The following is a 24119-nucleotide window of genomic DNA, read 5'->3' as shown; positions in this document are numbered from 1 at the left end:
GATACCGGCGCTGTGCTAGTTCGTAAACGAAGAACTTATCTCCGATTGTATCGCGCGAATGCCGCGATGTCAGAAGGGGTTCAGGCTGGCGCGTTCCGTGAACTTGAGATAGGCGACGCTGGCGCCGATCCTGAGGCCAAGGCCGGTGCGGATCGGCACGATGAGCGTGTCGCCGTTCTTGTAGACCGTCAGGCCGACACCGCCCGCGACATAGGCCGAGCCGTCCAAGCCGGGGAAGCGGCGGTAGAGCGTATGCGGGCTATCGAGATTGTAGACGAGAAACAGCGCGCGCGATCCCGATGCGCCGAAGTCCGCGCCGAACGACGGACCCTGCCAGTAGATTTTCGTCGGGCCGGATTCAACGCCGTTCACCCGCGAGAAGAGCCTGCCGTCGCCGTAGCGCAACCCGGCGAGGAACGCACCGCCGCCCTCGTCGCCGACGATATAGGCGTTCGGCTGACCGAACTTCTGGAACGCGTAGTTCATGACGGCGGCTAGTTCCGACGTGACCGAACCGAACACGCCACGGCCCGCATCACGGATTTCCTGAACCGAGTAAACGGGAGCTGGCAGCGGCGGCGCGTAAGTCGATGGCGGCGGCGACGTGACCGTCACGGGCGGAAGCGTGTCGCGAGGCGGCGTGAGCGCAGCGACCTTCTCTTCCTGTTTCGGCGCCGGCTTCAGCGACATCGGCGCGTTGGGATGCGGCGCAACGGTCGTCGCGGTTGTAGCGGCCGGGCGCGCCTGCTGTTGCGGCTGAGGATTACGCAGCGCTTGCGAGACGTTGGCCGACCACGGCACATCCGACGTTGCGACGCTGTCGGGCACCACCGGCGAATTCTCACCCGCCACTTCAACGTTTGGCTCCGGATCGGGCGCGATGGGGGTCGCTGTATTGGTTTGCGGCAACGAGCCTTCCCTCGGCAAAGCGTCGCCCTTTCCGGCTCCCGCGATCTTGTACGGGTTCGGCGCTGGCTTCCCGGCCTCGGCTTCGAGCTGCGCGAGGATGAAGCCAGCCTTCTGCCGCATCACACCGATGAGCTTGTCGTTGATGGTCTTGAGCTCATTGAGCCGGTCGCACGAAATCTCGTTCTTCGGCGTGGCGTTCAGCGTGTCTAGCTGTCCGACCAGATCTTCGATGTCGGAATTAAAGGACTCGAGCTTGGTGTCATCCATCGCGGCGGCGGCATGATCGGCTCGCTCGCCTTCGCTCCAGCCCTTCGCCTTGGCGATGGCCACCAAGCGATTCTGGAAACGCGCCTCGCTGTCACGGTTGAGCGTGCGGAGTGCCTGCGCTGTCTGATCGATCTGCTGACTGAAGGCGCGACCGTCGCAATTTTGCGCGGCATCGCCCGAAGCAGGCATGATTGCAAAAAATGCGGCAACTGCAAATTTATGTCTGAAAGTCATGGCTGCCCTCGCGCTCTGGTGGCATTCCCACCCGCGCACAATGGAGCGATTCGCACCTCGACCCTAAGGCAAACAATGGCAATTTCCGCGTTCTCAAGACTTATGCGCGGGTTTTGATGCCGATCACTTTTGCAAATCGCCGCTCCGAACCTTTTACCCGGCGCGACCATCGATCATAGGGTGGGCGGTTTCAAGGCACGAACGCGCGCTAATGTGCGGCGGCGTCGCACTCCCGAGGCTCCGATGCGATCCAGGTGCCGTGGAAGCCTTGTGGCACGCGCACGGGGAGTCGAATTCGCGCGACAGGCTTGCCGCCGATGTCGCTCGCGTCGAGGATGACGAGGTCGCTCGTGGCGCTTGCGCGGTCGTAGACATAGCCCATGAGCCAGCCCTCCTCCTCACCCGCCGCCTCTGACGCGGGCACCATGGTAAACTCGCTCGGCAGTTCGCTCACGAAGCGCCGCGCATCGACGCGCCCGCATTTAAGGTCGTATTTCAGAAGCTCGGTGAAGACGCCGTCAGCGAGGCTCCCTTCGGTCGCGAGCGCGTAGACGGCGTTATGGGGAACACCTGTGCGGCGTTCGTCGATACGGGGAAACTCGATGCTGCGGTCGTCGATGCGCGTTTCCTCGGCGCGGGTCGCTCCCGGCGGGATACGCCAGCGCGTGAGCGAGGCTGTATCGAAGGCGTTGCGTTTCGGCCCGTCGCGCCAATGCTCGTCATAGCGGGCCACGTCGAGAACGATGGTGCCGTCATCCTCCTCGAAGGCGTTCGCCACGTGATACACGAAGCACGGCTCGATATCGATCCACCGCAGACTTTGCGCGCCACCGCCGCGCGGCAGCACACCGAGCCTCGCGCCGTAGCTTTCGCTCCAGTGAAAAGGCATCGTGCTGCCCGCCATGGCCGTTGGCATGTCGAACACCATCGGCAGGTCCATGAAGATCGTGTGGCGGGCCGTCAGCGCAAAATCGTGGATCATGGTCGCGGCCTTGACCGGTATTTCGACGCTGCGGACGAGCGCGCCCGCCGCATCCGCCACGTGATAGGTGAGGTAGGGCGGGATCACGCGATAGCCGAAAAAGTGCATTTCGCCTGTCGCCGGGCAGATCTTGGGATGCGCCGTGCAGGGCGTAGCGAGGCGGCCGCCGAAATCGTTGAAGCCGCGCGTCTCAAGGTCGCGAGAAATCTCCATCGGTAGCGCATTCTCAACGAGCGCCATGATGCGGCTCGCATGGGCGACCACGCTGGTATTGGAAAGGGCGTAGCGAATGTCGAGCCCCGCAAGCGGATGTCGCGGCGCGCCCTCGAAGATCGGGGTGCGCACATAGCGGTTGCGATACCATTTCGCCTTGCCGCTCTCGATCGCGACGCCGTGCAGCATGCCGTCGCCGAGGAACCAGTGGCTCGATTGGCCGTGACGCGGGTTCGCGCCGTTGCGCACATAGAGACCGGAAAGCTCGGGCGGGATTGCGCCTTCGACGGGTAAGTCGTACGCGGTGGTCTCTTCCGTCACCGGCGCGAAGTTGCCCAGCATCCAGAAGGGCGGCTCGACTCGATCCTGCATCGGCTTTACGTGTCTCCCGAGCAGTCAACCTGCCGCGCGTTGCGATTGTTCCGCGCCATGCAATGAAACGGGACCGCGCGCCGCGAAGGGCGATCTGTCGGTGCTCGTGAAACGGTTCTACTTTTAAGATTGCAATTGCGGTCAATCCGCCGACTGCTTCCGATGCCGCTCGACGCCGGGATCGCGATATTTCCGAAGCTCGATCTTCGCGATGTGGTTGCGATGCACCTCGTCCGGGCCATCGGCGATGCGTAGCGTGCGGATCGTCGCGTAATCATACGGCAGGCCGAAATCGTCGCAAACGCCCGCGCCGCCATGCGCCTGGATGGCCCAGTCGATCACCTTGCATGCCATGTTCGGGGCGACGACCTTGATCATGGCGATCTCCGCCTGCGCGGCCTTGTTGCCGACCGTGTCCATCATATAGGCGGCCTTGAGCGTGAGCAGCCGCGCCTGATCGATCGCAATGCGGCTTTCCGCGATGCGCTCCATCCACACGGTCTGATCGGAGATGCGCTTGCCGAATGCCGAGCGCGCGTCGAGCCTGCGGCACATCTTTTCGAGCGCGCGTTCGGCGCGGCCAATGGTGCGCATGCAATGGTGGATGCGGCCCGGGCCGAGGCGCCCTTGCGCGATCTCGAAGCCGCGCCCTTCGCCGAGGATCACGTTTTCCTGCGGCACGCGCACGTCGTGGAATGAGAGTTGCCCGTGACCATGCGGCGCATCGAGATAGCCGAAGACGGGCAGCATGCGCTCCTTGTTCACGCCGGGCGTGTCCATCGGCACGAGGATCATGGATTGCTGGCGGTGGCGATCCGGATTGTCCGGGTCGGTCTTGCCCATCAGGATGAGGATCTTGCAGCGCTTGTCGCCCGCGCCCGACGTCCACCATTTGCGGCCGTTGATGACATAGTCGTCGCCGTCCTTGACGATGGAAATCGCGATGTTGGTCGCATCCGACGACGCCACCTTCGGCTCGGTCATCGCGAAGCCCGAGCGGATCTTGCCGTCGAGCAGCGGCTTCAGCCAGCGCTTCTTCTGCTCCTCCGTGCCGTAGCGGACCAGCACTTCCATGTTGCCGGTATCGGGCGCGTTGCAGTTGAAGACCTCGGGGCCCCAATGCGAGCGGCCCATGATTTCGGCGAGCGGCGCATAATCGAGGTTGGAAAGCCCGGCGCCAAGCTCGCTGTCCGGCAGGAACAGATTCCAGAGCCCCTCCGCGCGCGCCTTCGCCTTCAGCTCCTCCATGAGCGCGAGCGGCTCCCAGCGGTCTTCCTGCGTGTCCGCCGTCTCGAACAGCGCCGCCTCGTTCGGATAGACGTGCTCGTCCATGAAGCGTTCGAGCCGCGCCTTGTAGTCGGCGGCCTCGGAAGAAAGTTGCAATATGTCCGCCACGTGTCGCCCTCTACAGTCGTTTCCCCGTTATTATTCTTCGGAAGCGGCGTTCAGTTCCCCGCGTTATCCGCGATCTTCCAGCCCTCCTGCGCGAGCACGTGCGCGGCCTGCTCCGCGAGCGGCGCGCGCTTGTCGGCGGCGTTGCCTTGCAGGAAGCGCGCATAGACGCCCTGCGCGATGGCCGCGAAGCGAAAGAACGAAAGCGCGATGAAGAAGGTGAGGTCCGGCACGCTGTCGCGGCCCGCACGTCGGCAATAGGCGGCGACGATCTCGTCCTCGGACGGGATGCCGAGCGCGTTAAGGTCCACACCCTTGAGGCCCTTCAGGATCGGTAGATCCTTCGGCGTGCGGTACGCCATGCAGACATAGCCGAGATCGGCGAGCGGATTGCCGAGCGTCGAAAGCTCCCAGTCGAGCACCGCGATGACGTGCGGCGCGTCGAGTTCGAACATGACGTTGTCGAGCCGGTAGTCGCCATGCGTGAGCGCCGGCTCATCCTCGGCGGGCAGGTGCGCGTTGAGCCACGCGATGAGGTTCTCCATCGCCTCGTTCGGCCCGGTTTTCGACGCCTCATATTGCTCGGTCCAGCGCTTGAGTTGCCGCGCGGCGTAGCCATCGGTGCGGCCGAAATCGGCGAGCCCCAGCGCGCGGAAGTCCACCTCATGGATCGCAGCCAGCGTTTCGGCGAAGGCAATGTAAACCGCGCGGCGCTGGTTCTGATTGAGTTCCGGCAGCTTGTTGTCGGCGAAGATGCGGCCGGGGTAATAGTCCATCACGTAGAACGGCGTGCCGATCACGGACGGGTCTTCGCAGAAAAGCTGCATCGAGACGACCGGCACCGGCGTGTCCTTCAGCGCCATTTGCACGCGATATTCGCGGTCGATGGCGTGCGCGGACGGCAGCAGCTTGCCCGGCGGCTGCTTCCTCAGCACATACTTCCGCGATGCGGTCGTGATGAGGAAGGTCGGGTTCGACTGCCCGCCCTGAAATTGCTGGATCGTCGGGTCGCCCACGAAATCCTGAAGATGCCGCTTGAGGTAATGCCGAAGCTTCGCCTCGTCGAAACGATGGCCGTCGGGAATGTCGATGAGTTCTGCCATGGTAATCACCCGATGGGGGTAAAGATGGATGCGCCGCCGTCCACGAGAATGAACTGGCCTGTGATATAGCGCGCGGCGTCGGATGCGAGAAATACAGCCACGCCCGCGATGTCTTCCGGCTCGCCGAGGCGCTTGAGGCACGTCATGTGCGCGACCGTCGCCGCCGCCTTCGGATTTTCGTACAAAGCCTTTGCGAAATCGGTCTTGACGACGCCCGGTGCGATGGAATTCACGCGGATGCCGCGCGCGCCCCACTCCACGGCAAGATTGCGCGCGAGTTGCGCTTCGGCCGCCTTCGAGATTGCATAGACGCCGATATTGGCCGCGCCGACGGTGGCCACGATGGACGACAGCAGGATCACCGAGCCGCCGCCGTTCTCGGCCATGCCCGGCAGCACGAGTTGGGTCAGCCAGTTGGTGGCTGTGAGGTTCGTGGTGAGAACCTTGTTCCACACCTCGTCCGACACTTCGGATGACGGGCCGTAGGCGGGATTGATGGCCGCGTTGGGGATGAGAATGTCAATGCGGCCATATTCACGCAAGGCATGCGAGACGAGCGCTTCGAGATCGGCCTTGACGCCGACATTGCAGGCGACAGCCGTCGCGCGGCCGCCGCTCTCGCGGATTTCATCGACGACGCGCTGACAGGCGTCGAGCTTGCGCGACGAGACAACGACGCTTGCGCCCGCTCGCGCCGCTTCAAGCGCGATGGCACGGCCGATGCCTCGCGACGATCCGGTGATCACCGCAACGCGGCCCGACAGGTCGAACAGACCCATGACGCTTCCCCAATGTTGAGGCGGTCTTGTGCCGCCACTTATTATTTCGTGCGAAGCGGCATGTGCGCCGCTCGAAGCATTTTCCGCCGCTACTTCAGCGCGGCCATTTCGGTTTGCGCGCGGTGACGAGCGACTTCAGAAGCGCAGCGGGCCTCCAGCGGTCGCCGAAGCGCATATGAAAGATGTCGAGGTCGGACAGCACCTCGGCGAGGCCGCGCAACTCCGCATATTTCATCGGGCCGCCGCGCCAGGCGGGGAAGCCGTAGCCGTTGATGTAGATCGTGTCGATGTCGCCGGAGCGATAGACCACGCCCTCGTCGAGGATATTCGCGCCCTCGTTCACGAGCGCATAAATCGTGCGCTTCACGATCTCCTGCTCGGAGACCGATTTCACACGCGGGCCCACCTCCCGGCGATACGCCTCAATGATGGCGTCGGCCTCGGGATCGGGAAGCGGCGCACGGCTGCCGGATTCGTAGCGATAGAAGCCCTTGCCGGTCTTCTGCCCGAAGCGCCCGGCGTCGTAGAAGCGGTCGAGCAGCGCCGAGCCGTAGGGCTTGCCCTGCTTCAGGCGGCGCTGGCGGATGTGCCAGTTGACGTCGATGCCGGTCAGGTCGAACACGGCGAACGGCCCCATGGCGAGGCCCCAACGCGTCAGCGCGGTATCAACCTCGGCGGGCGTCGCGCCCTCTTCGAGGATAATCATCGCCTCGGTGACGTATTTCTCCAGCATGCGGTTGCCCGCGAAGCCGTCGCAATTGCCAACCGCGACGCCGATCTTGCCGATCTTTTTCGCGACGGCCATCGCGGTGGCGAGCACGTCCGCGCTCGTCTCTTTGCCGCGCACCACCTCGACGAGGCGCTGCACATTCGCGGGCGAGAAGAAATGCGTGCCGATCACGTCGCCGGGGCGGCGCGTGAAGCTTGCGATTTCGTCGATGTCGAGCGTCGAGGTGTTGGACGCGAAGATCGCACCCTTCTTGCAGGCGCGGTCGAGATCGCGGAACACCTGCTCCTTGACGCCGATATCCTCGAATGCCGCCTCCACCACGAGGTCGACATCCGCGAGATCCTTGTAATTGACGGTGCTTCGGATCGCGCTCAGGCGCTTGTTCATGCCCGGCTGATCGAGGCGGCCACGCCGGACCATGCTTTCGTAGTTCTTCGCGACGACGGCAAGCCCGCGCGACAGCGCGGCCTGATCGCGGTCGAGCACGATCACCGGGAAGCCCGCATTGGCGAACGCCATCGCGATGCCGCCGCCCATGTGCCCGGAGCCAACCACCGCGACGCTTTTTATTTCGCGCGGCCTGACATCTGTCCGGAAGCCGGGGATCTTCGCGGCCTCGCGCTCCGCAAAGAATGCGTGGATCAGCGCCTTGCTCTGGTCGTCGTCGAGCGCTTCGTTGAAAAGCTCGCGCTCGCGCTTCAGCCCCTGGCTGAACGGCAGATGCACCGCGCTTTCGACGGCGTCGACGCAGCGGAACTGCGCATGCTGGAAGGGCTGGCGGCGACGAAGTTCATCGCGCCGTCCCTCGAACAGATGCGAGCCGCGATCAGGCGCGATCTTCGCGCTCAGTTCGCGGGTTTTCGGATGTTTCGACAGAACGGACTTCGACTTCGCCAAGGCGATGGCGGCAGTGAGAATATCGCCGTCGACCACCTCATCGACGAGGCCGATCGTCTTCGCCTTCACCGCCGGGACGAGGTCGCCGGAAATGATGATGTCGAGCGCGGCCTTCGCGCCGACGAGTCGCGGCAGTCGCTGCGTGCCGCCGCCGCCGGGCAAAAGCCCCACCTTCACCTCCGGCAGGCCGAGGCGAGCGTCCTTCGCGGCGATGCGGTAATGGCAGGCGAGCGCCACCTCAAGCCCGCGCGCGACGGGTGTGCCATGAAGCGCCGCGACCACGGGCTTCGGCAGGTCTTCGAGAGCGGCACAGATGTCGTTGATGTCCGCGCCGGAGTAGGGATGTGTGAGTTCATAGATGTCTGCGCCGGCGGCGAAATTACGCCCCGCACCGATCAGCACCACGGCTTTCGCGACCGGGTCCGCCTCCGCCTTGCGAATGGCGAGCATGAGGCCGTCGCGCACCTCGTTCGAGACGACGTTAAGCGGCGGGTTGTCGACGGTGATGACACCGACGCCGTCCTTCGTTTCGTATGTTACGGGACTTCGGGCCATCATTTCTCCCGGGGGAATCGTTCTGTTCGTTGCATAGTTCGGCCACTATGAACATTACCGGTTGCGGGAGGGAACCGTCAACGTCCAACGGGTCGCGTCAGAGGACACACCAGCGCATGCCCAGGCGCTGACGAAACGCACCGAAACATGACGCGCGCAAATGGCGTCGCCTAGGCCGCCTGAACGACTAGCGTGCGGTGATCGAGCGCGGCGGCGATGAGCGCCTTCGTGTAGTCGCTCTTCGGGTGCTCGAAGATGTCCTTCGTTGGTCCCTCCTCCACCACCACGCCGTTGCGCATCACGATGACGTAGCTCGCGAGCGCGCGCATCACCTTGAGGTCGTGGCTGATGAAGAGATAGGCGAGGCCGCGCTTCTTCTGGAGGCCGCTCAGGAGGTCCACGATTTGCGCCTGCACGGATACGTCGAGCGCGCTCGTCGGCTCGTCAAGCATGAGGAAGCGCGGTTCGAGGATCATGGCGCGCGCGATGGAGATGCGCTGGCGCTGGCCGCCGGAAAACTCGTGCGGGTAGCGGTCCTGCCACTCGGGGTTGAGGCCGACTTCATCCAGCGCGGCCGAAACGCGCGCGCGGCGCTCGTCGCGGCTCATGTCGGGGTTCTGGATGAGAAGCCCTTCCTCGATGATCTGCCCCACCGAAAGGCGGGGGCTGAGCGAGCCGAACGGGTCTTGAAACACGATCTGCATTTCGCGTCGCAGCGGGCGCATCTCGCGCGACTTCAGCCCGTCGATGCGCTGGCCCGCGTAGACGATCTGCCCCTCGCTCGAAATGAGCCGGAGCATGGCGAGGCCGAGCGTCGTCTTGCCGGAGCCGGACTCGCCCACGATGCCGAGCGTCTGCCCGGCGCGCAGCTTGAACGAGACGCCGTCCACCGCCTTGATGTGATCGACCGTCTTTTGCAGGAAGCCGCGCTTGATCGGAAACCACACTTTCAGGTCGTCCGCCTTCAGCACAACGGGCGCGGTCTCGTCGAGCGGCGGCGCTTCGCCCTTCGGCTGCGCGGCGAGCAACTGCTTGGTGTAGGGATGCTGCGGGTTGGTGAACACCTCTTCCGCAGGGCCGCGCTCAACGACGAGCCCGTCCTTCATCACGCAGGTTCGGTCCGCCATCTTGCGAACGATGCCGAGGTCGTGCGTGATGAGCAGCAGCGCCATGCCGAGTTCGCGCTGAAGGTCTTTCAGAAGGTCGAGGATCTGCGCCTGAATCGTCACGTCGAGCGCCGTCGTCGGCTCGTCCGCGATGAGCAGGTCCGGCTCGTTCGCGAGCGCCATGGCGATCATCACACGTTGCCGCTGGCCGCCGGAAAGCTGATGCGGATAAGCGCCGAGGCGGCTTTCGGGGTCGCGGATGCCGACCTTGGTGAGAAGTTCCAGCGTGCGCTCGCGGGCCGCCGTATTCGACATGCCCTTATGGACCTTCAGCACCTCGCTGACCTGTGTCTCCACCGTATGCAGCGGATTGAGCGAGGTCATCGGCTCCTGAAATATGATGGAGATGCGGTTGCCGCGCACGCGTCGGATGTCCGCTTCCTTCGCTTTCAGCAGATCCTGCCCCTCGAACCAGATTTCGCCGATGGGGTTCGTCGCGTCGCCCACGGGGAGCAGGCGCAAAATCGAGAGCGCCGACACGGTCTTGCCGGAGCCGGATTCGCCCACGAGCGCGAGCGTCTCGCCCTTCTTGATATCGAAAGAGACATCGCGCGCGGCGAAGACGTCCGGCGCGGTGCCTGAGAATTTCACCGCGAGGTTACGCACCTCGATCAGCGGCGCTTCTGCGGGAGCGGCTTCGATGGGCGTCGGCTGTATCGCTTGCGTTTCGGTCATCGACCTAGCTCCCCGTCGCGACGTGGTTTACGCGCATTGTCTTCCTCGGGTCGAGCGCATCACGCACCGCCTCGCCCACGAAGACAAGCAGGCTCAACATCAGCGCGATGGTGAAGAACGCGGTGAGGCCCAGCCACGGCGCTTGCAGGTTCTGCTTGCCCTGCTGAAGGAGTTCGCCGAGCGATGGCGAGCCGGGCGGTAGGCCGAAGCCGAGATAATCCAGCGCCGTCAGCGCCGTGATCGCACCGCCGAGGATGAACGGCGCGAACGTGACAGTCGCCACCATGGCGTTCGGCAGGATGTGCTTGAACATGATCTGCACATTCGACAGGCCGAGAGCGCGCGCCGCCCGCACATATTCGAAGTTGCGGCCGCGCAGAAACTCCGCGCGCACGGGGCCGACGAACGCCGTCCATTCGAACAGCAGCATGATGAACAACAGCCACCAGAAGCCGGGCGCAAGGATCGCCGACAGGATCAGCAGGATGTAAAGCCTCGGCAGCGATCCGATGATCTCGATGAAGCGTTGCATCAGAAGGTCGGTCCAGCCGCCGAAATAGCCCTGGATCGCGCCGAGCGTCACGCCGATCAGCGCCGAGAAGATGGTGAGGAACAGGCCGAACAGCACCGAGATGCGGAAGCCGTAGATTACGCGCGCGAGCACGTCGCGACCCTGATCGTCGGTGCCGAGCCAGTTTTCCCACGATGGCGGCGCGGGCGCGGGCACCGGCAGGTCCAGCTTGATCGTGCGATAGCTGTACGGGATGAGCGGCCACACCATCCAGCCGTTCTTCTCATGGATGAGGCGTTTCACCTCGGGGTCGCGGTAATCGGCTTCGGTCTCGAACTCGCCGCCGAACTGCTTTTCCGTGTACATCTTGAAGATCGGCGTATAGATCGCGCCGTCGTACTTCACGAGGAAGGGTTTGTCGTTCGCGATGAACTCGGCGAAGAGCGTCAGGAAGAACAGGATGGTGAAGAGGATGAAGCTGTAGAAGCCGCGCCTATTGGACTTGAAGATACTCCAGCGGCGCTGGTTCAGCGGCGAAAAGTGAAACCACCCGCGCTTCTCTGCGACGGGCGCGGCGACTTCCGCTGGATCTTTTTCTGCGGGCGCGTCAGGGGCGCGTTCGACACGAATGTCCATGGCCTAGACCTCCCTCGTCTCGAAATCGATGCGCGGATCCACCCATGTGTAGACAAGGTCCGACACCAGGTTGAGCAAAAGGCCGATGGCCGAGAAGATATAGAGCGTGGCGAACACCACGGCGTAGTCTCGGTTCAGCACGCTCTCGAAGGAGAGGCGGCCAAGCCCGTCGAGCGAAAAGATTGTCTCGATGAGCAGCGCATTGGTGAAAAACGCCGAGATGAACGCCGCCGGGAAGCCGGATATCACCAGCAGCATCGCGTTGCGGAACACGTGGCCGTAAAGCACGCGCGTTTCGGTGAGGCCCTTCGCGCGCGCGGTCGTCACATATTGCTTCCTGATTTCATCGAGGAACGAGTTCTTCGTGAGGAATGTGATGGTCGCGAGCGAGGAAATCACCATCGCGGTGATCGGCAGCGCGAGATGCCAGAAATAATCGAGGATCTTTTCGGGCCACGAAAGCTGCGCGTAATTATCGGACACGAGGCCGCGTAGCGGGAACCAGTCGAGGAAGGAGCCGCCCGCGAATAAAACGATGAGGAAGATCGCGAACAGGAAGCTCGGGATCGCGTAGCCGATAATGACCACGGTCGATGTCCATACGTCGAAGCGCGAACCGTCCTGCACGGCCTTGCGTATGCCGAGCGGGATCGAAATCAGGTAGGTGAGCAGCGTCAGCCAAAGGCCGATGGAGATCGACACCGGCAGTTTCTCCTTGATGAGCTGGAGAACGCTCACGTCGCGGAAGTAGCTCTGGCCGAAATCGAAGGTGAGATAGCTCGTCATCATGTGCAGGAAGCGCTCGACGGGCGGCTTGTCGAAGCCGAACTGTTTTTCGAGGCTCTTGATAAGTTCGGGATCGAGCCCGCGCGCGCCGCGATAGGAGCCGCCGCCGCCCGCATCCTGGCCCGGCGCGGCCATCTTCGAGAAATCGCCGGTGGACGAGCCGCCGATGCGCGCCGTGGCATCGACGTTTGTGCCCTGCAATTGCGCGATGATGCGCTCGATAGGGCCGCCGGGGGCGAACTGGATGATGATGAAGCTGATCAGCATGATGCCGAGCAGCGTGGGGACCATCAGGGCCAGGCGTCGGACGATATATGCGGTCATCTTTCCCTGTTGTTTGGCTTGGCGCGGCCTCCGCTGGCGCGACTTCGTTCGCGGCTCTGCGGCGGTTCGCGCGCGCTAAATTCTCAAGGCCGTAACGGCCCGTTTTGCGGCGGCGTCACGTGGCGCGCAGCGGGGATGCTCAGTCCCATGATGCGCCAAGGCGCTTGCCTCATGTTTTACGCCCTCGCGGTCCGATTTCCGGCTAGCATCGGACATTCGCATCGGATCAAAGGCCACGCATTCAGACCGACGCACCTGACCTACGGTGGCGCGGGCAGGCGGAACGCAAATGTCGGAAACGCTCTACCGGCGGGCATTGCATGGCGCGGGATTATGTCCGCTAATCATGGCAGGCGCCCCATATATCTCCACTATGGTAAACGGCGGTAAGATCCTCTTAACGATTTTCACAGCGTCTCCAAGCATAAGCTGAAGCATTGCCCGCCTCAGGCGGCTCGTTGTGGCGGATACCGTATGAAACACCGTCCACAATCGCAAGCGAAAGACTTGTTTTTTCGATGCGGGCCGCCCGCTAGACTTGAACGAGAGCGTGAACCTTGATGCGGGTGCGTTGTCTAGCCTCCAAGCTTTGCGGCTTTATCTGCGTCGTACCACCACGTGTCCAGAATGGCCGGATCGTAGGCGGGCTTCACGGCTGGCCGCGCGAACTTGTCCCACATCGCGATATTGTGGGCTGCCTTGTACCACTGCGGAACCCAGTAATGCCCGGCGCGAAGCACACGGTCGAGCGCGCGGCAAGCGGTGCGAAGTTCGTCGCGGCTTTTCGCGGCAAGCACCTTGTCGATCAGGGCATCTACGGCGGGATCGGCGATGCCCGAGAGATTATAGCTGCCGTCTTCCTTGCCGGCCTCGCTGTTCCAGAAGGCGCGCACCTCCGGGCCCGGCGTCTGCGACAGCGAATAGCGCTGCGCGCTGATCTCGAAATCGTAGCGCCTGATCCGCTCCTGCTCCTGCGTGGGGTCGACGCGGCGCAGCGTCGCCTTCACGCCGAGATCGGAGAGCCTGCCCGCATAGGGGCCGACGATGCGCTCGGTGACGGGATCGTCGATGAGGAACTCGATGTCGAGCGTTTCACCCTTCGCGTTCTTCCTGACGCCGCCGTCGAGCTTCCAGCCCGCCTCGTCGAGGAGCCGCGACGCCTCGCGGATGCTCGGCCGGAAGCGGCCGGAGCCGTCCGTTACCGGCGGTGTGTAGGGCTCGCCGAACACCTCCGGCGGAAGCTTGTCGCGGAACGGTTCGAGCAGCGCGAGTTCGGCATCGGACGGCTTGCCCTCGGCTTTCAGGTCGGAATTTTCGAAGTAGCTCGCCGTGCGCGTATAGAGGCCGAAGAACAGCGCCTTGTTCGTCCACTCGAAGTCAAAGGCGTAGTCGAGCGCCTTGCGAACGCGGCTGTCGGCGAACTTCTCGCGGCGCATGTTGAGGAAGAAGCCCTGCGCGCCGGAGGGGCGGCCATCGGGCAGCGTCAGCTTGACGATCTTGCCTTCGCGGACGGCAGGCACGTCATATTCCGTCGCCCAGCTTTTCGAGGTGAATTCCTCGCGCAGATCGTAGGCACGCGCCTTGAACGCTTCGAGGCCCACGGCGCGGTCGCGATAATATTCAAAGCGGATCGTATCGAAATTGTACCGCCCGCGATTGACCGGCAGATCGGCGGCCCAATAATCCTTGCGGCGGTTGTAGCTGACGAAGGTGCCCTGCCGGAACTCGCCGACCTCGTAGGGGCCGGAGCTGAGCGGCGGGTCGAGGCTCTCCTTCAGGAAGTCGTTCGCCGTGTAAAATGCCTTTGAGAAGATGGGAAGTTGCGCCACCATCAGCGGCAGGTCGCGCAGGTTATCGCCCTTGAAGGTGTAGCGCACCGTATGCGGGTCCACCGCCGTGGCGCTCACGACATCGCGCAGCATCATCTGATAGCGCGGATGGCCATCCTTCTTCAGCTTGTCGAGCGTGAACACCACGTCGTCCGCCGTGAGCGGCGTGCCGTCGCGGAAGCGCGCCTCAGGGCGAAGATAGAACGTCGCCGACAGCTTGTCGTCCGCCACCTCGGCTGAATGCGCAACGAGGCCGTACACCGCGTCCGGTTCATCCATCGCGCGGACCATCAGCGAGTCGAACAGGAAGCCGCTGTCATACGGACCGCCGCTTCCGAAGGCCGCATCGCCGCGTAGGATGAAGGCATTGAAGTGGTTGAACGTGTTGATGGAACTCGTCGGCATCGTCGCGAGGCGCCCGCCCTTTGGTGCGTTCGGGTTCACATAGTCGAAGTGCTTGAACTCGGCAGGATATTTCAGCGTGCCGAAGGAGGAAAGCCCGTGCGTGCGTTCAGCGGCATAGGCGCTCCCCGCGAGGAGGAGCATCGACGTTGCGAAGAGCGCGGAGAGCAGAGTACTCCCGCCCCGTCGGGCGTAAAATTTACTGCGAGCCTCGTATGTCCTCATTTCAATCCGTTCTTTGCGGCGAGTTCAGCGTCGAACCACCAGACTTCCGGGAAGCCGACCACAAGCTTCGGCAGGGGATCGGGCGATCCGAACTTGTTCCAGTAGGCGATGCGGGCCGTCGCGGAATGCCATTGAGGAATAACGAAAGCGCTCCAGAGAAGCACGCGGTCGAGCGCCCGGCAAGCCGTGACGAGCGCGTCGCGGTTGGGCGCGAAGATGATCTTGTCGACGAGCGTGTCGATCGCGGGGTTCTTGATGCCGATGACATTGCGACTGCCGGTCTGGTCGGCGGCGGACGAACTCCAGAATTCGCGTTGCTCGTTTCCGGGCGATTCCGACTGCGCGAAGACCCCCACGATAATGTCGAAGTCGAACGTGTCCTCGCGCCGCTTCATCTCGGTGGAATCCACGAGACGCACATTAGCGTCGATGCCGAGCCGCCGAAGGTTTTCCACGTAGGGCAGGATCACCCGCTGGAAAGCCTCGGACTCGATAAGAAATTCCACGGTGAACGGCTCGCCCTTCGGGCTCACCAGCTTGTTGTTGACGACGTTATATCCCGCTTCTTTCAGGAGTCGCGCGGCCTGCCGAAGGTTGGTGCGGAAGTCGGCGGGGTCATTGTTTACCGGATTTCTGAACTCTTCGGTGAACACTTCCGGCGGGATCTTGTCGCGCAAGGGCTCCAGAAGCTCAAGCTCGGCGGGCGACGGCAGCCCCTTGGAGGCCAATTCCTGCCCCTGGAAGAAGCTGTTCGTGCGCGTATACTGCCCGAAGAACAGGTTCTGGTTCGTCCACTCGAAGTCGAAGGCGAGGTTGAACGCGCGGCGCACGCGGACGTCCTCGAATTTCGGGCGGCGGATGTTGAAGATGAAGCCCTGCATGGGCTTCGGCGTTTCAAGCTTCACCTCGCGCTTGACGACCTTGCCCTCGCGCAGCGCCGGAAAATCATAGGCCGTGGCCCATGTCTTTGCGCTCGACTCGGCGCGGAAATCATATTGCCCCGCCTTGAAAGCCTCCATCGACACGTTCGAATCGCCGTAATACTGGAATTCGAGCGTGTCGAAATTGTTCTCGCCCGCGCGCACGGGGAGATCGCGACCCCAATAGGCGGGAACGCGCTCGAAGGCGATCCACTCGCCCGGCCGCGTCGCCTTGACCTTGTACGGGCCGGAGCCGAGCGGCGGTTCGAGCGAAGTCTTGGAGATGTCGCGCGGCTTGCCGCTTTCGTCGCGCCCTTCCCACCAGTGCTTGGGATAAACGACGAGTTCGCCCACGATGAAGGGCAGTTCGCGGTTGCCGGAGACATCGAAGGTGAACGTCACCTCATGCTCGCCGGTCTTCTCGCCCTTGACGACGTTCTTGTAATACTGCGCGAGGAGCGGCTGCCACGGTGCGCCCGTGTCGGGATCCTTGCCCTTGGCGACATCCATGCTGAAGAGCACGTCCTCGACGGTGACGGCTACGCCATCGTGCCAGCGCGCGCTTTCGCGCAGCTTGAACGTGACGGACGAGCGATCCTCCGGGAAACTTACCCACTCGCACAGAAGGCAATATTGCGTCGAGCCTTCCTCTCGCGACGTGACCATGAGCGCTTCGAAAACGAGGTCCGCGCCACGGGAGACGCCCGGCGCGATGTTACCGCGAAACACTGCCGGATTGAGGTTGTCGTAGGGTGCGGCTGAAGCGAGGCGAACCGTGCCGCCCTTGGGTGCGTTCGGATTGACGCCGTCGAAATGTTTGAAATCGGCCGGATATTTCGGCTCGCGCACGAGAGAAAGCGCGTGGTGCTTCTCAGGCTCCGCGAATGCGGGCGCGGCGAGGGAAAGCCCGATCAGCGCGGCGAACAGCAAATGCACAAAATGGGGCATGAGGCTTGCGACCTTCTTTTCACATTTATTGAAGGTAGCACGCAGCATGCCTGCTTCCACTTAAAGATCCTTCATGCGGGCCATGGACTTGCAAAGCCTGTGGACGATGGCGGGATCATAGGCGCGGGCACGAAAAAACCCCGGTCGCGCAAGCGCTCCGGGGCTGTGGATGTAACGGCGAGAGGTGCGGGCGCCTATTTCTCCACGAACGCCTTTTCGAGCACAAAGTCTCCCGGTTCGCCGTGGTTGCCTTCCTCCCAGCCGAGGCCGAGAAGCAAAGCCTTGATGTCAGCGAGCATCGCCGGGCTTCCGCACATCATGATGCGGTCGTCGTCGCGGCTGAGGTGGGGCAGGCCGATGTCGCTGTAGAGCTTGCCGGATGTCATGAGGTCCGTGATGCGGCCCATGTTGCGATATTGCTCGCGCGTGACCGTGGGATAATACACGAGCTTGTCGCGCACCAGGTCGCCGAGGAACTCGTCACGCGGCAGTTCGCTCGTGAGCCACTCATTGTAGGCGAGGTCGTTCACCTGACGCACGCCGTGAACGAGAACGACTTTCTCGTAGGCTTCGTAGGTTTCCGGGTCGCGGATGATGCTGAGGAAGGGCGCGAGGCCCGTGCCTGTGCTGAGGAGATAAAGGTGCTTGCCGGGCTTCAAATTGTCGATGACGAGCGTGCCCGTGGCCTTTTTGCCGACGAGGATCGTGTCGCCGTCCTGAATGTGCTGGAGGCGCGAGGTCAGCGGGCCGTTCTGAACCTTGATGCTGAAAAATTCGAGCGTGTCGTCGTAGTTCGCGCAGGCCATGCTGTAGGCGCGGAGCAGCGGCTTGCCTTCCACGCGCAGGCCGATCATCGTGAATTCGCCGTTGCGGAAGCGGAACGTCTGATCGCGCGTGGTCCGAAAGGTGAAAAGGTCGCCGTTCCAATGTTTCACGGCCAAGACTTTTTCTTCGTAGAACGCGCCCATTTGCAGAACTTTCCCTGTGGAGGTGATGCCGGTCTCGTTAGTTGAGCCATATTACATGGCTGTCAATTCTTTGCCGCGCCGCAGATAGCATAGCTGCTATGCGGAGACAAGATGGCAGCAAGAAATTATAGCTGCGGCGAACGCCGCTCGCTGGAATTAGTCTGCGTTTAACATGACGAGGTGGTTGGGCAAAAGGTTTTCCTTTGTCGCATCGGGAGGGAAATGGGTTGCGAGATGTTCTCCGATCTTGTGAACCGCTTCCTCAAGGCCCGCCGCCGGTTCGCCTCGTCCGATCCGGTCCGTAAGCCGGTCGACGATCTTTTTCCACTCCGCATCGGGCACTTTCTCGTGAATACCGGCGTCGACGAGAATTTCCGCGCGGCGCTCCGCCTGCGAGACGAAGAGCAGGACGCCGGTATGTCCCGCCGTCGTGTGAATGTCCTGCGCGACGAATTGTTGCGCCGCCCGCTGATGCACGCGCTTGCGGCGAACGCTCCCCGGCACAAGCGCATAACGAAGCGGCGGATAATGCAGAAGAAGCGCGAGCGCCGCGAAAACGCCAAGCTGGATGATGTAGATCATCTGCACCGGCATCCACGTCCAATGGATGAGCGGCCACGGCACGACGAGCGCGACAAGTGCCGCCCACATGTACGGCACATAATAATAGTCGCTGCTCGCCCGCGCGATCACGACGACGATCTCGCCCGAGGTCCGCGCCTCCTCCTCGGCGATGGCGTGTTCGATGGCCGTTTTCTCGGCGTGCGAAATCATGTGTGCCTCCCTACCAGTCGCCGGATGCGCCGCCGCCGCCGAAATCCCCGCCGCCACCGCCCGACCATCCGCCACCTCCGCCGCCACGCCGCCCTCCGCCCCAGCCGCCGGGGAAGACGATCGGGCCGCCATAATCGCTGCGCCGATTGAACGGCCCGGAGGTCGAAAGCGGCCGGTTTCCCTGCTGCGATTGCGCCCAGGCGATGAAGATGAAGATCGCGACGAGGATAAAGAAAGCGATGAGCGCCTCGGTCTCGTCCGCGTCACGGCGTTCGGCTGGACGCTTCGCCACGCGCTCCTTCACGGCCTCGGCGTCGCCCAGCATCACGTCGCGGATGTCGGTCACACCCGCCTTGATGCCACCCGCGAAGTCGCCCCGCTTGAAGCGCGGCAGGATGGTGTTGCGGATAATCTGCGAAGAAAGCAGGTCGGTCAGTTGCTGTTCGAGCCCGCGCCCGACTTCAATCCGCACCTTGCGTTCGTTCGGCGCGACGATGAGCAGCGCGCCGTTGTTCGTGGCCTTCTGACCGATTCCCCATGCGCGGCCGAGCTGATAGCCGTAATCCTCGATGGGATAGCCTTGAAGCGACGGCGTGGTGAAGACGACGAGTTGGTCGCTCGACTTCGCCTCAAGCGCCGCGAGTTCGGCGTCGAGCGCGGCCTTGTCGGCGGGGCTGAGCAGGTTCGCGTTATCGACCACGCGGCCGGTGAGTGGCGGGAAGGTCGGCGCGGCGCGAGCAGTTCCGAGCGCGGCGGCAATGAGCGCCAGCAGGACGAGCGCAGCAGCAAGCCGCGCCAGCCCCGCGAAAAGCGCCATCCCGGCAGCGACACGAGGCCGCTCCGGGACGCCATGTTCACCCCGCCGCGCGATGCTCATGTTGGCTCGCTACTGCTTCGGCTTGTTCGTTCCGAAATCGACCTTCGGCGTCTGCGTCTCCTCGACCGGCACCTCGAACGTCGCCATATCCTTCGCGTTGGAATAGAGAACCGACTTCCAGATGCGGCCAGGGAAGGTGTTCAGCTCGGTATTATACAGCCGCACGGCCTGAATATAGTCCCGCCGCGCGATGGCGATGCGGTTCTCTGTCCCCTCGATCTGGTTTTGCAGCGCGAGGAAGTTCTGGTTCGACTTCAGGTCGGGGTAATTCTCGACGGTGGCAAGCAACCGCCCGAGCGCGCCCGTAAGCTGCGCCTGCGCGGCCTGGAAGTTCTTCATCGCTTCCGGGTTCGTAAGAATATCCGGCGGCACGTTGATCTGCGCCTGCGTAGCCTTGGCGCGCGCCTCGACGACGCCTTCCAGCACGGATTTCTCCTGCGCGGCAAAACCTTTCACGGTCTCGACGAGGTTCGGGATCAGATCCGCGCGGCGCTTGTATTGATTCTGCACCTCGGACCACGCGGCTTTCGCCTGCTGCTCGTAGGACGGAATGGTGTTGACGCCGCAGCCCGACAGCACGAGCGCGACCGCAATCAGCGCCGCTGCGGGCGCGAGCCGGAATATCGAACGGTTTAGCATCGGCTTCCCCTGAATAACTGCTTCGAAGCAAAAGCTACGTAGTGCGGCCAAGGGTACGCTTCAATTCGCAAGAACCCGTTTCGATCAGATTGCGTCGCAATTTGATCGGCAAAACCGTCTCTCGCTTAAGAGATAGAGACGGATGCACACATCAGGTTGAATCAACACGAGCGGATTGATCCGACACGGGCGCGGGTAGTGCCGCGCGACCCGTCCCACGAACAACGAGACGCTCCGGCTTTCGCAGGAGCGTCTCGCGACCCGTGGGGCGGGACTCAATGCGCGGGGAGCGCTACTACTTCAGCGGGACGGAAAGGTCGCTGCCGAACAGGTTTGCCTTGTAGGAGAGCACGAGGCGAGCCGTCTGCACCGAGGTATCGACGTCCACGCCGAACCCATCGCCAACGACATCAACAGCAGCGTACCCGTTCGTATCGAACTCCGTGAAGCGATATTCGCCCTTCAGGTACCAGTTGCCGGAAAGGCGGGTTTCGAGGCCGCCGCCAACCGTCCACCCGGCGAATGTGTCATCAGCCGAGCCGAAGCCGGGAAAGCCGAGTTCGAACGTCGACTGGGTGTAGCCACCGAGGACGTAAGCCAGCGTGCTGGGATTGACGAGATACCCGAGACGGCCGCCAGCGGTCCATGAATCGGTCTGCTTGGCGTTAACACTGAAATCTTCGATATTAACGCTGCTGCTGACGTCATCGCCAAAGTCGTAGTTGAAGAACACGCCCGCGACGACGTTGCCGAACTGGCGATCGTAACCGACTTCAACCGTGCCGATCACGCCCGTGCCGCTGACGCCATTCAAATCGGCCATCGACTCTTCGACGCCGAGGTCAATCTCGGAGAGAGAGAGTTCGTGGTTTACCGCCTGGCCGCCGACACCGAGGCCGATGTAGAAGCCGGTCCAGGTGGGTTCAGCGACGACGATCGGCGCGTCCTTGTAGCCGCTCTTCGCATAGAGATCGCCGGCGAGCGCAGAGCCGCTCATCGCGAAAATCGCAGCCGCCGACGCAGCCGCCACAAATGTCTTCTTCATTGTGAGAATGTTCCCCAAAAGTTGCAACGCGAACGCAACGCCTACGGGAAAGCCAAACCCAAAAGCATGGTCGGACTTCAAAACGACGAACAATTCTTAGAGGCGATTCGGGAGTGCTTGCACGCCATTTCGCGTATAAGTTGCACAACCTGCGGGGTGTGTTGCTAGAGTGCAACAGCGTGGCAGGCGGACAGGAGGGGGCGCCACAAAAAGAAAGCCCCGCTTTCGCGGGGCGTGCGTAGCAATGCGTCCCCCCGGAAAGCCAAAGCGCTCCGGCTTTCGCAGGAGCGCCTCGCTGACCTGATGGGGGACGGTCAGTGCGCTGAGAGGGCTACTTCAGCGGGACGGGAAGTTCGCCGCCGAACAGGTCGGCCTTGTAGGAGAGCACGAGGCGAGCCGTCTGCACGGAGGTGTCGATGTCAACGAAGTTGAAATAGGTCTTCGTGTCGAACTCGGTGTAGCGATACTCGGCCTTCAGAGACAGGCTGCTGCTGAGCTTGGTCTCAAGACCGCCACCGACGGTCCAACCCGTAAAGGTGTCGTCGCCGTTAATGCGCGGGAAAAGCGGGACTTCGAGTTCGAAGGTTGATTCGGTGTAGCCGCCGAGAACGTAAGCCAGCGTGCTGGTGTTCACGAGATAACCGAGACGACCGCCGACAGTCCAAGAGTCAGACTGCTTCACAGTTGCCAAGTCTGTTCCGAGGACCGTCAGATCCGTGCTGACGTTGTCGCCGAAGTCGTAGTTGAAGAATACGCCTGCAACGACGTTGCCGAACTGGCGATCGTAACCGACTTCGACCGTGCCAACCACGCCGGTGGCGCTGATGCCGTCGAGGCCAACGAAGCCAGCGAGGTCGATTTCATGGTTCACCGCAGCGGCGCCGACGCCGAGGCCGAGGTAGAAGCCGGTCCAGGTGGGTTCCGCAACCATGACGGGAGCGTCCTTGTAGCCGCCCTTGGCGTAGAGGTCGCCAGCGAGCGCGGAACCGCCCATGGCAAGGAGAGCCGCAACCGAAGCGGTCGCGATGAGTGTCTTCTTCATTTGTGTGTAGTCCCCTAAAATTGCCCAGATACTCGACGCAACACCAACGCGTGCGAGAAAACCTCAATAGGCTTTCCCAAGTTCTTTAATCGCCCGACGCTTTAGAGCTAGCATCGATTCGAGCGCGTGTATCTGGTCGACAATAAAACGGTATACAGTTGGACCAGACATGTAACCGAACCGCAACAAGACCGCTATTTTTGGTTGTATTATTGCCTTACCACTCGCGCATAAATTGTGATATATACTTGATATGGCGGGATTGGCGCCCGGGACAACGCCCGCAACCTGCGCCTATCCAGCGGAAATCGCTGCATATATTCGAATTACCGAATAAACGTCCGCGCGGGCGACGGCGTTGCGCATTTGTCGCGCGTGCGCACCTGGCCATCATCGCAAGTACGCGCGTTGAAGCGAGGAAGTGAGCCGAGCCAAGATGGCGAAGTTTGCAAGACCCTGCACTGCAAGACGACTTCCGACAATCCGATAAATGTGGAGGCGTTCCGGTAATACATGCGCATCCAGCAGAACAGCTGGAGCGTGGCGGCGTCAGCCACTTAAAATTATCTATTTCCCCTTCACGTTGATACTATGGAATAAGTTTAAGCTCTCAGGTGTACACCCGCACTTTGTGGGTATTAGTTTTGCGTAAGCTTGGGCACGACCATGAACGTGATCGAAAGACAGCCGGAAGCCGGTGACATCCGCGCCGTCCTTGGCGTCAGGAGAAAGCGGCGCTCTTTCCGGTGGCTCTGGTTGATGCTGGCGGTCGTCGCTTTGGGCGGAGCTTATTACGCCTATTTCCACAGGAGTGGGACGAGCGGTCCCGTCTATGTCACCGAACCCGCCGTGAAGGGCGAGCTTACCGTCACCGTCACCGCGACGGGCACCGTGTACCCCACAAATCAGGTTGAGGTCTCGAGTGAGCTTTCCGGCATCATCCGCAAGGTGCTCGTCGATCACAACGACACGGTGAAGGCCGGGCAGGTCGTGGCCGAACTCGACACGGTCACGCTGAACGCGATGGTCGAGCGCAGCAGGGCAGCGCTTGCCGCCGCGAAAGCGCGCGTCATCCAGGCCGAGGCAACGGCGTTCGAACGCTCCAAGAATTTCGACCGGCAGAAGTCGCTGAACGCATCGCGCTTCACATCCGACACTGCGCTCGACTTCGCCCGCGCCGATCTGGGCCGCTCGACCGCGACCGTCGACAGCGCGAAAGCGGATGTACGCGTCGCGGAAGCCGAACTGAAGCAGAACGAAACCGCTCTCTCCAAGTCAAAGCTTTATTCGCCGGTGGATGGCGTGGTGCTGAAACGCAGCGTCGAACCGGGGCAGACCGTGGCAGCCAGCTTCCAGCCGCCCATCCTGTTCATCATCGCTGAAAACCTGAAGCGTGTGGAACTGCGCGTTGATGTGGACGAGGCCGATGTCGGCAAGGTGCGCGTCGGCCAGAAGGCGACATTCACTGTAGAAGCCTATCCCGGGCGGCGCTTCCCGGCGCGGATCGAGCAAGTCCGCTTCGCGTCCGACACGACAAATCACGTCGTCACCTACAAGGCGATCCTGCGCGCGGATAATCCTGACCTCGTGCTGCGGCCCGGCATGACGGCCACGGCGGACATTGTCGTGGATGAGGCGAAAGACGCCGTGCTGATCCCGAACGCGGCGCTGCGTTTCGCGCCGCCCCCGCCGCCGAAAAAGGAGCGCGGCGGCTTCTCGCTCTTCAAGATGCCGCGCATGCAGCCGACGACGCCCGTCGCCGATACCAGCACGAACGAGCGGCGCGTCTACGTGCTGAAGGACGGCAAGCCGTTGGCGCTGCGGATCAGGGTCGGGCCGAGCGACAAATCTGTCACGCAGGTGAAGGCGGGACTCGATGCGGGCGCGGAGGTCATAACCGATCTTGAAGACGGCGCGAG

General features: G+C 62.6%; 18 protein-coding genes. 1 reads left to right on the top strand and 17 read right to left on the bottom strand.

Annotated elements, in window-relative coordinates; all coding sequences use genetic code 11:
- Positions 1-69: 69 nt before the first annotated feature.
- The 17 genes from T281_RS17505 to T281_RS06185 all read right to left on the bottom strand — a co-directional run bounded on the left by T281_RS17505 (position 70) and on the right by T281_RS06185 (position 22200).
- A complete protein-coding gene (locus T281_RS17505; RefSeq protein ID WP_081796635.1) occupies positions 70-1410 on the bottom strand; it encodes a DUF1134 domain-containing protein in 1341 nt (446 codons plus the stop codon).
- Positions 1411-1618: 208 nt separating this feature from the next.
- Entirely contained in the window at positions 1619-2977 is a 1359-nt protein-coding gene (locus T281_RS06260) for a carotenoid oxygenase family protein (protein ID WP_037235885.1), read from the bottom strand.
- A 141-nt stretch (positions 2978-3118) separates the two neighbouring features.
- On the bottom strand, positions 3119-4372 hold the full coding sequence (locus T281_RS06255) for an acyl-CoA dehydrogenase family protein (RefSeq protein ID WP_081796634.1): 1254 nt from the start codon (positions 4370-4372) through the stop codon (positions 3119-3121).
- A gap of 50 nt (positions 4373-4422) precedes the next feature.
- Positions 4423-5472, bottom strand: a complete 1050-nt coding sequence (locus tag T281_RS06250) for a phosphotransferase (protein WP_037235882.1) — start codon at positions 5470-5472, stop codon at positions 4423-4425.
- A 5-nt stretch (positions 5473-5477) separates the two neighbouring features.
- Positions 5478-6251, bottom strand: a complete 774-nt coding sequence (locus T281_RS06245; RefSeq protein ID WP_037235879.1) for an SDR family NAD(P)-dependent oxidoreductase — start codon at positions 6249-6251, stop codon at positions 5478-5480.
- A gap of 94 nt (positions 6252-6345) precedes the next feature.
- The gene (locus T281_RS06240; protein ID WP_245269173.1) at positions 6346-8436 is read right to left on the bottom strand and encodes a 3-hydroxyacyl-CoA dehydrogenase NAD-binding domain-containing protein; all 2091 of its coding nucleotides are present in this window, start codon (positions 8434-8436) and stop codon (positions 6346-6348) included.
- 167 nt (positions 8437-8603) lie between these two features.
- Positions 8604-10274 carry an ABC transporter ATP-binding protein gene (locus T281_RS06235; protein WP_052037163.1) on the bottom strand — a complete coding sequence of 557 codons (1671 nt, stop codon included), beginning with the start codon at positions 10272-10274 and terminating at the stop codon, positions 8604-8606.
- A 4-nt stretch (positions 10275-10278) separates the two neighbouring features.
- Entirely contained in the window at positions 10279-11421 is a 1143-nt protein-coding gene (locus T281_RS06230; protein WP_037235876.1) for an ABC transporter permease, read from the bottom strand.
- A 3-nt stretch (positions 11422-11424) separates the two neighbouring features.
- Positions 11425-12531 (bottom strand): microcin C ABC transporter permease YejB, encoded by a 1107-nt coding sequence (locus tag T281_RS06225; protein ID WP_037235873.1) that lies wholly within the window; start codon positions 12529-12531, stop codon positions 11425-11427.
- A 575-nt stretch (positions 12532-13106) separates the two neighbouring features.
- Positions 13107-14987, bottom strand: a complete 1881-nt coding sequence (locus T281_RS06220) for an extracellular solute-binding protein (protein WP_037235870.1) — start codon at positions 14985-14987, stop codon at positions 13107-13109.
- Positions 14984-16855 (bottom strand): extracellular solute-binding protein, encoded by a 1872-nt coding sequence (locus tag T281_RS06215; RefSeq protein ID WP_037235914.1) that lies wholly within the window; start codon positions 16853-16855, stop codon positions 14984-14986. The genes T281_RS06220 and T281_RS06215 overlap by 4 nt, the downstream gene beginning before the upstream one ends.
- 194 nt (positions 16856-17049) lie before the next feature.
- Positions 17050-17823: a ferredoxin--NADP reductase gene (locus T281_RS06210; RefSeq protein ID WP_037235867.1), complete on the bottom strand. Its 774-nt coding sequence runs from the start codon at positions 17821-17823 to the stop codon at positions 17050-17052.
- Positions 17824-17979: 156 nt separating this feature from the next.
- Positions 17980-18597, bottom strand: a complete 618-nt coding sequence (locus tag T281_RS06205; RefSeq protein WP_037235865.1) for a TPM domain-containing protein — start codon at positions 18595-18597, stop codon at positions 17980-17982.
- Positions 18598-18607: 10 nt separating this feature from the next.
- Positions 18608-19474 (bottom strand): TPM domain-containing protein, encoded by an 867-nt coding sequence (locus tag T281_RS06200; RefSeq protein ID WP_199502321.1) that lies wholly within the window; start codon positions 19472-19474, stop codon positions 18608-18610.
- Between the two features lie 9 nt (positions 19475-19483).
- Positions 19484-20113 carry a LemA family protein gene (locus tag T281_RS06195; RefSeq protein WP_013420465.1) on the bottom strand — a complete coding sequence of 210 codons (630 nt, stop codon included), beginning with the start codon at positions 20111-20113 and terminating at the stop codon, positions 19484-19486.
- Positions 20114-20408: 295 nt separating this feature from the next.
- Positions 20409-21251: an outer membrane protein gene (locus T281_RS06190; protein ID WP_052037161.1), complete on the bottom strand. Its 843-nt coding sequence runs from the start codon at positions 21249-21251 to the stop codon at positions 20409-20411.
- A 238-nt stretch (positions 21252-21489) separates the two neighbouring features.
- Entirely contained in the window at positions 21490-22200 is a 711-nt protein-coding gene (locus tag T281_RS06185) for an outer membrane protein (protein WP_037235862.1), read from the bottom strand.
- A 666-nt stretch (positions 22201-22866) separates the two neighbouring features.
- Between T281_RS06185 and T281_RS06180 the strand changes: the two genes are divergently transcribed.
- Positions 22867-24119: efflux RND transporter periplasmic adaptor subunit (locus T281_RS06180; RefSeq protein ID WP_037235859.1), on the top strand; the 1253-nt coding region annotated here is incomplete at its 3' end.

Origin of the sequence: Rhodomicrobium udaipurense JA643 (assembly GCF_000636015.1) — a bacterium.
Classification (GTDB): Bacteria; Pseudomonadota; Alphaproteobacteria; order Rhizobiales; family Rhodomicrobiaceae; genus Rhodomicrobium; species Rhodomicrobium udaipurense.
Note: the sequence above shows the minus strand (reverse complement) of the source record. Positions and strands in the feature narration are given on the sequence as shown.

What these genes read in the sequence shown, in the direction of transcription:
- T281_RS06235 (WP_052037163.1), bottom strand. Translation starts at nt 10,274, where the DNA reads ATGACCGAAACGCAAGCGATACAGCCGACGCCCATCGAAGCCGCTCCC.
- T281_RS06185 (WP_037235862.1), bottom strand. Translation starts at nt 22,200, where the DNA reads ATGAAGAAGACACTCATCGCGACCGCTTCGGTTGCGGCTCTCCTTGCC.
- T281_RS06195 (WP_013420465.1), bottom strand. Translation starts at nt 20,113, where the DNA reads ATGCTAAACCGTTCGATATTCCGGCTCGCGCCCGCAGCGGCGCTGATT.
- T281_RS06220 (WP_037235870.1), bottom strand. Translation starts at nt 14,987, where the DNA reads ATGAGGACATACGAGGCTCGCAGTAAATTTTACGCCCGACGGGGCGGG.
- T281_RS06215 (WP_037235914.1), bottom strand. Translation starts at nt 16,855, where the DNA reads ATGCCCCATTTTGTGCATTTGCTGTTCGCCGCGCTGATCGGGCTTTCC.
- T281_RS06230 (WP_037235876.1), bottom strand. Translation starts at nt 11,421, where the DNA reads ATGGACATTCGTGTCGAACGCGCCCCTGACGCGCCCGCAGAAAAAGAT.
- T281_RS06210 (WP_037235867.1), bottom strand. Translation starts at nt 17,823, where the DNA reads ATGGGCGCGTTCTACGAAGAAAAAGTCTTGGCCGTGAAACATTGGAAC.
- T281_RS06260 (WP_037235885.1), bottom strand. Translation starts at nt 2,977, where the DNA reads ATGCAGGATCGAGTCGAGCCGCCCTTCTGGATGCTGGGCAACTTCGCG.
- T281_RS06240 (WP_245269173.1), bottom strand. Translation starts at nt 8,436, where the DNA reads ATGATGGCCCGAAGTCCCGTAACATACGAAACGAAGGACGGCGTCGGT.
- T281_RS17505 (WP_081796635.1), bottom strand. Translation starts at nt 1,410, where the DNA reads ATGACTTTCAGACATAAATTTGCAGTTGCCGCATTTTTTGCAATCATG.
- T281_RS06200 (WP_199502321.1), bottom strand. Translation starts at nt 19,474, where the DNA reads ATGAGCATCGCGCGGCGGGGTGAACATGGCGTCCCGGAGCGGCCTCGT.
- T281_RS06245 (WP_037235879.1), bottom strand. Translation starts at nt 6,251, where the DNA reads ATGGGTCTGTTCGACCTGTCGGGCCGCGTTGCGGTGATCACCGGATCG.
- T281_RS06250 (WP_037235882.1), bottom strand. Translation starts at nt 5,472, where the DNA reads ATGGCAGAACTCATCGACATTCCCGACGGCCATCGTTTCGACGAGGCG.
- T281_RS06225 (WP_037235873.1), bottom strand. Translation starts at nt 12,531, where the DNA reads ATGACCGCATATATCGTCCGACGCCTGGCCCTGATGGTCCCCACGCTG.
- T281_RS06205 (WP_037235865.1), bottom strand. Translation starts at nt 18,597, where the DNA reads ATGATTTCGCACGCCGAGAAAACGGCCATCGAACACGCCATCGCCGAG.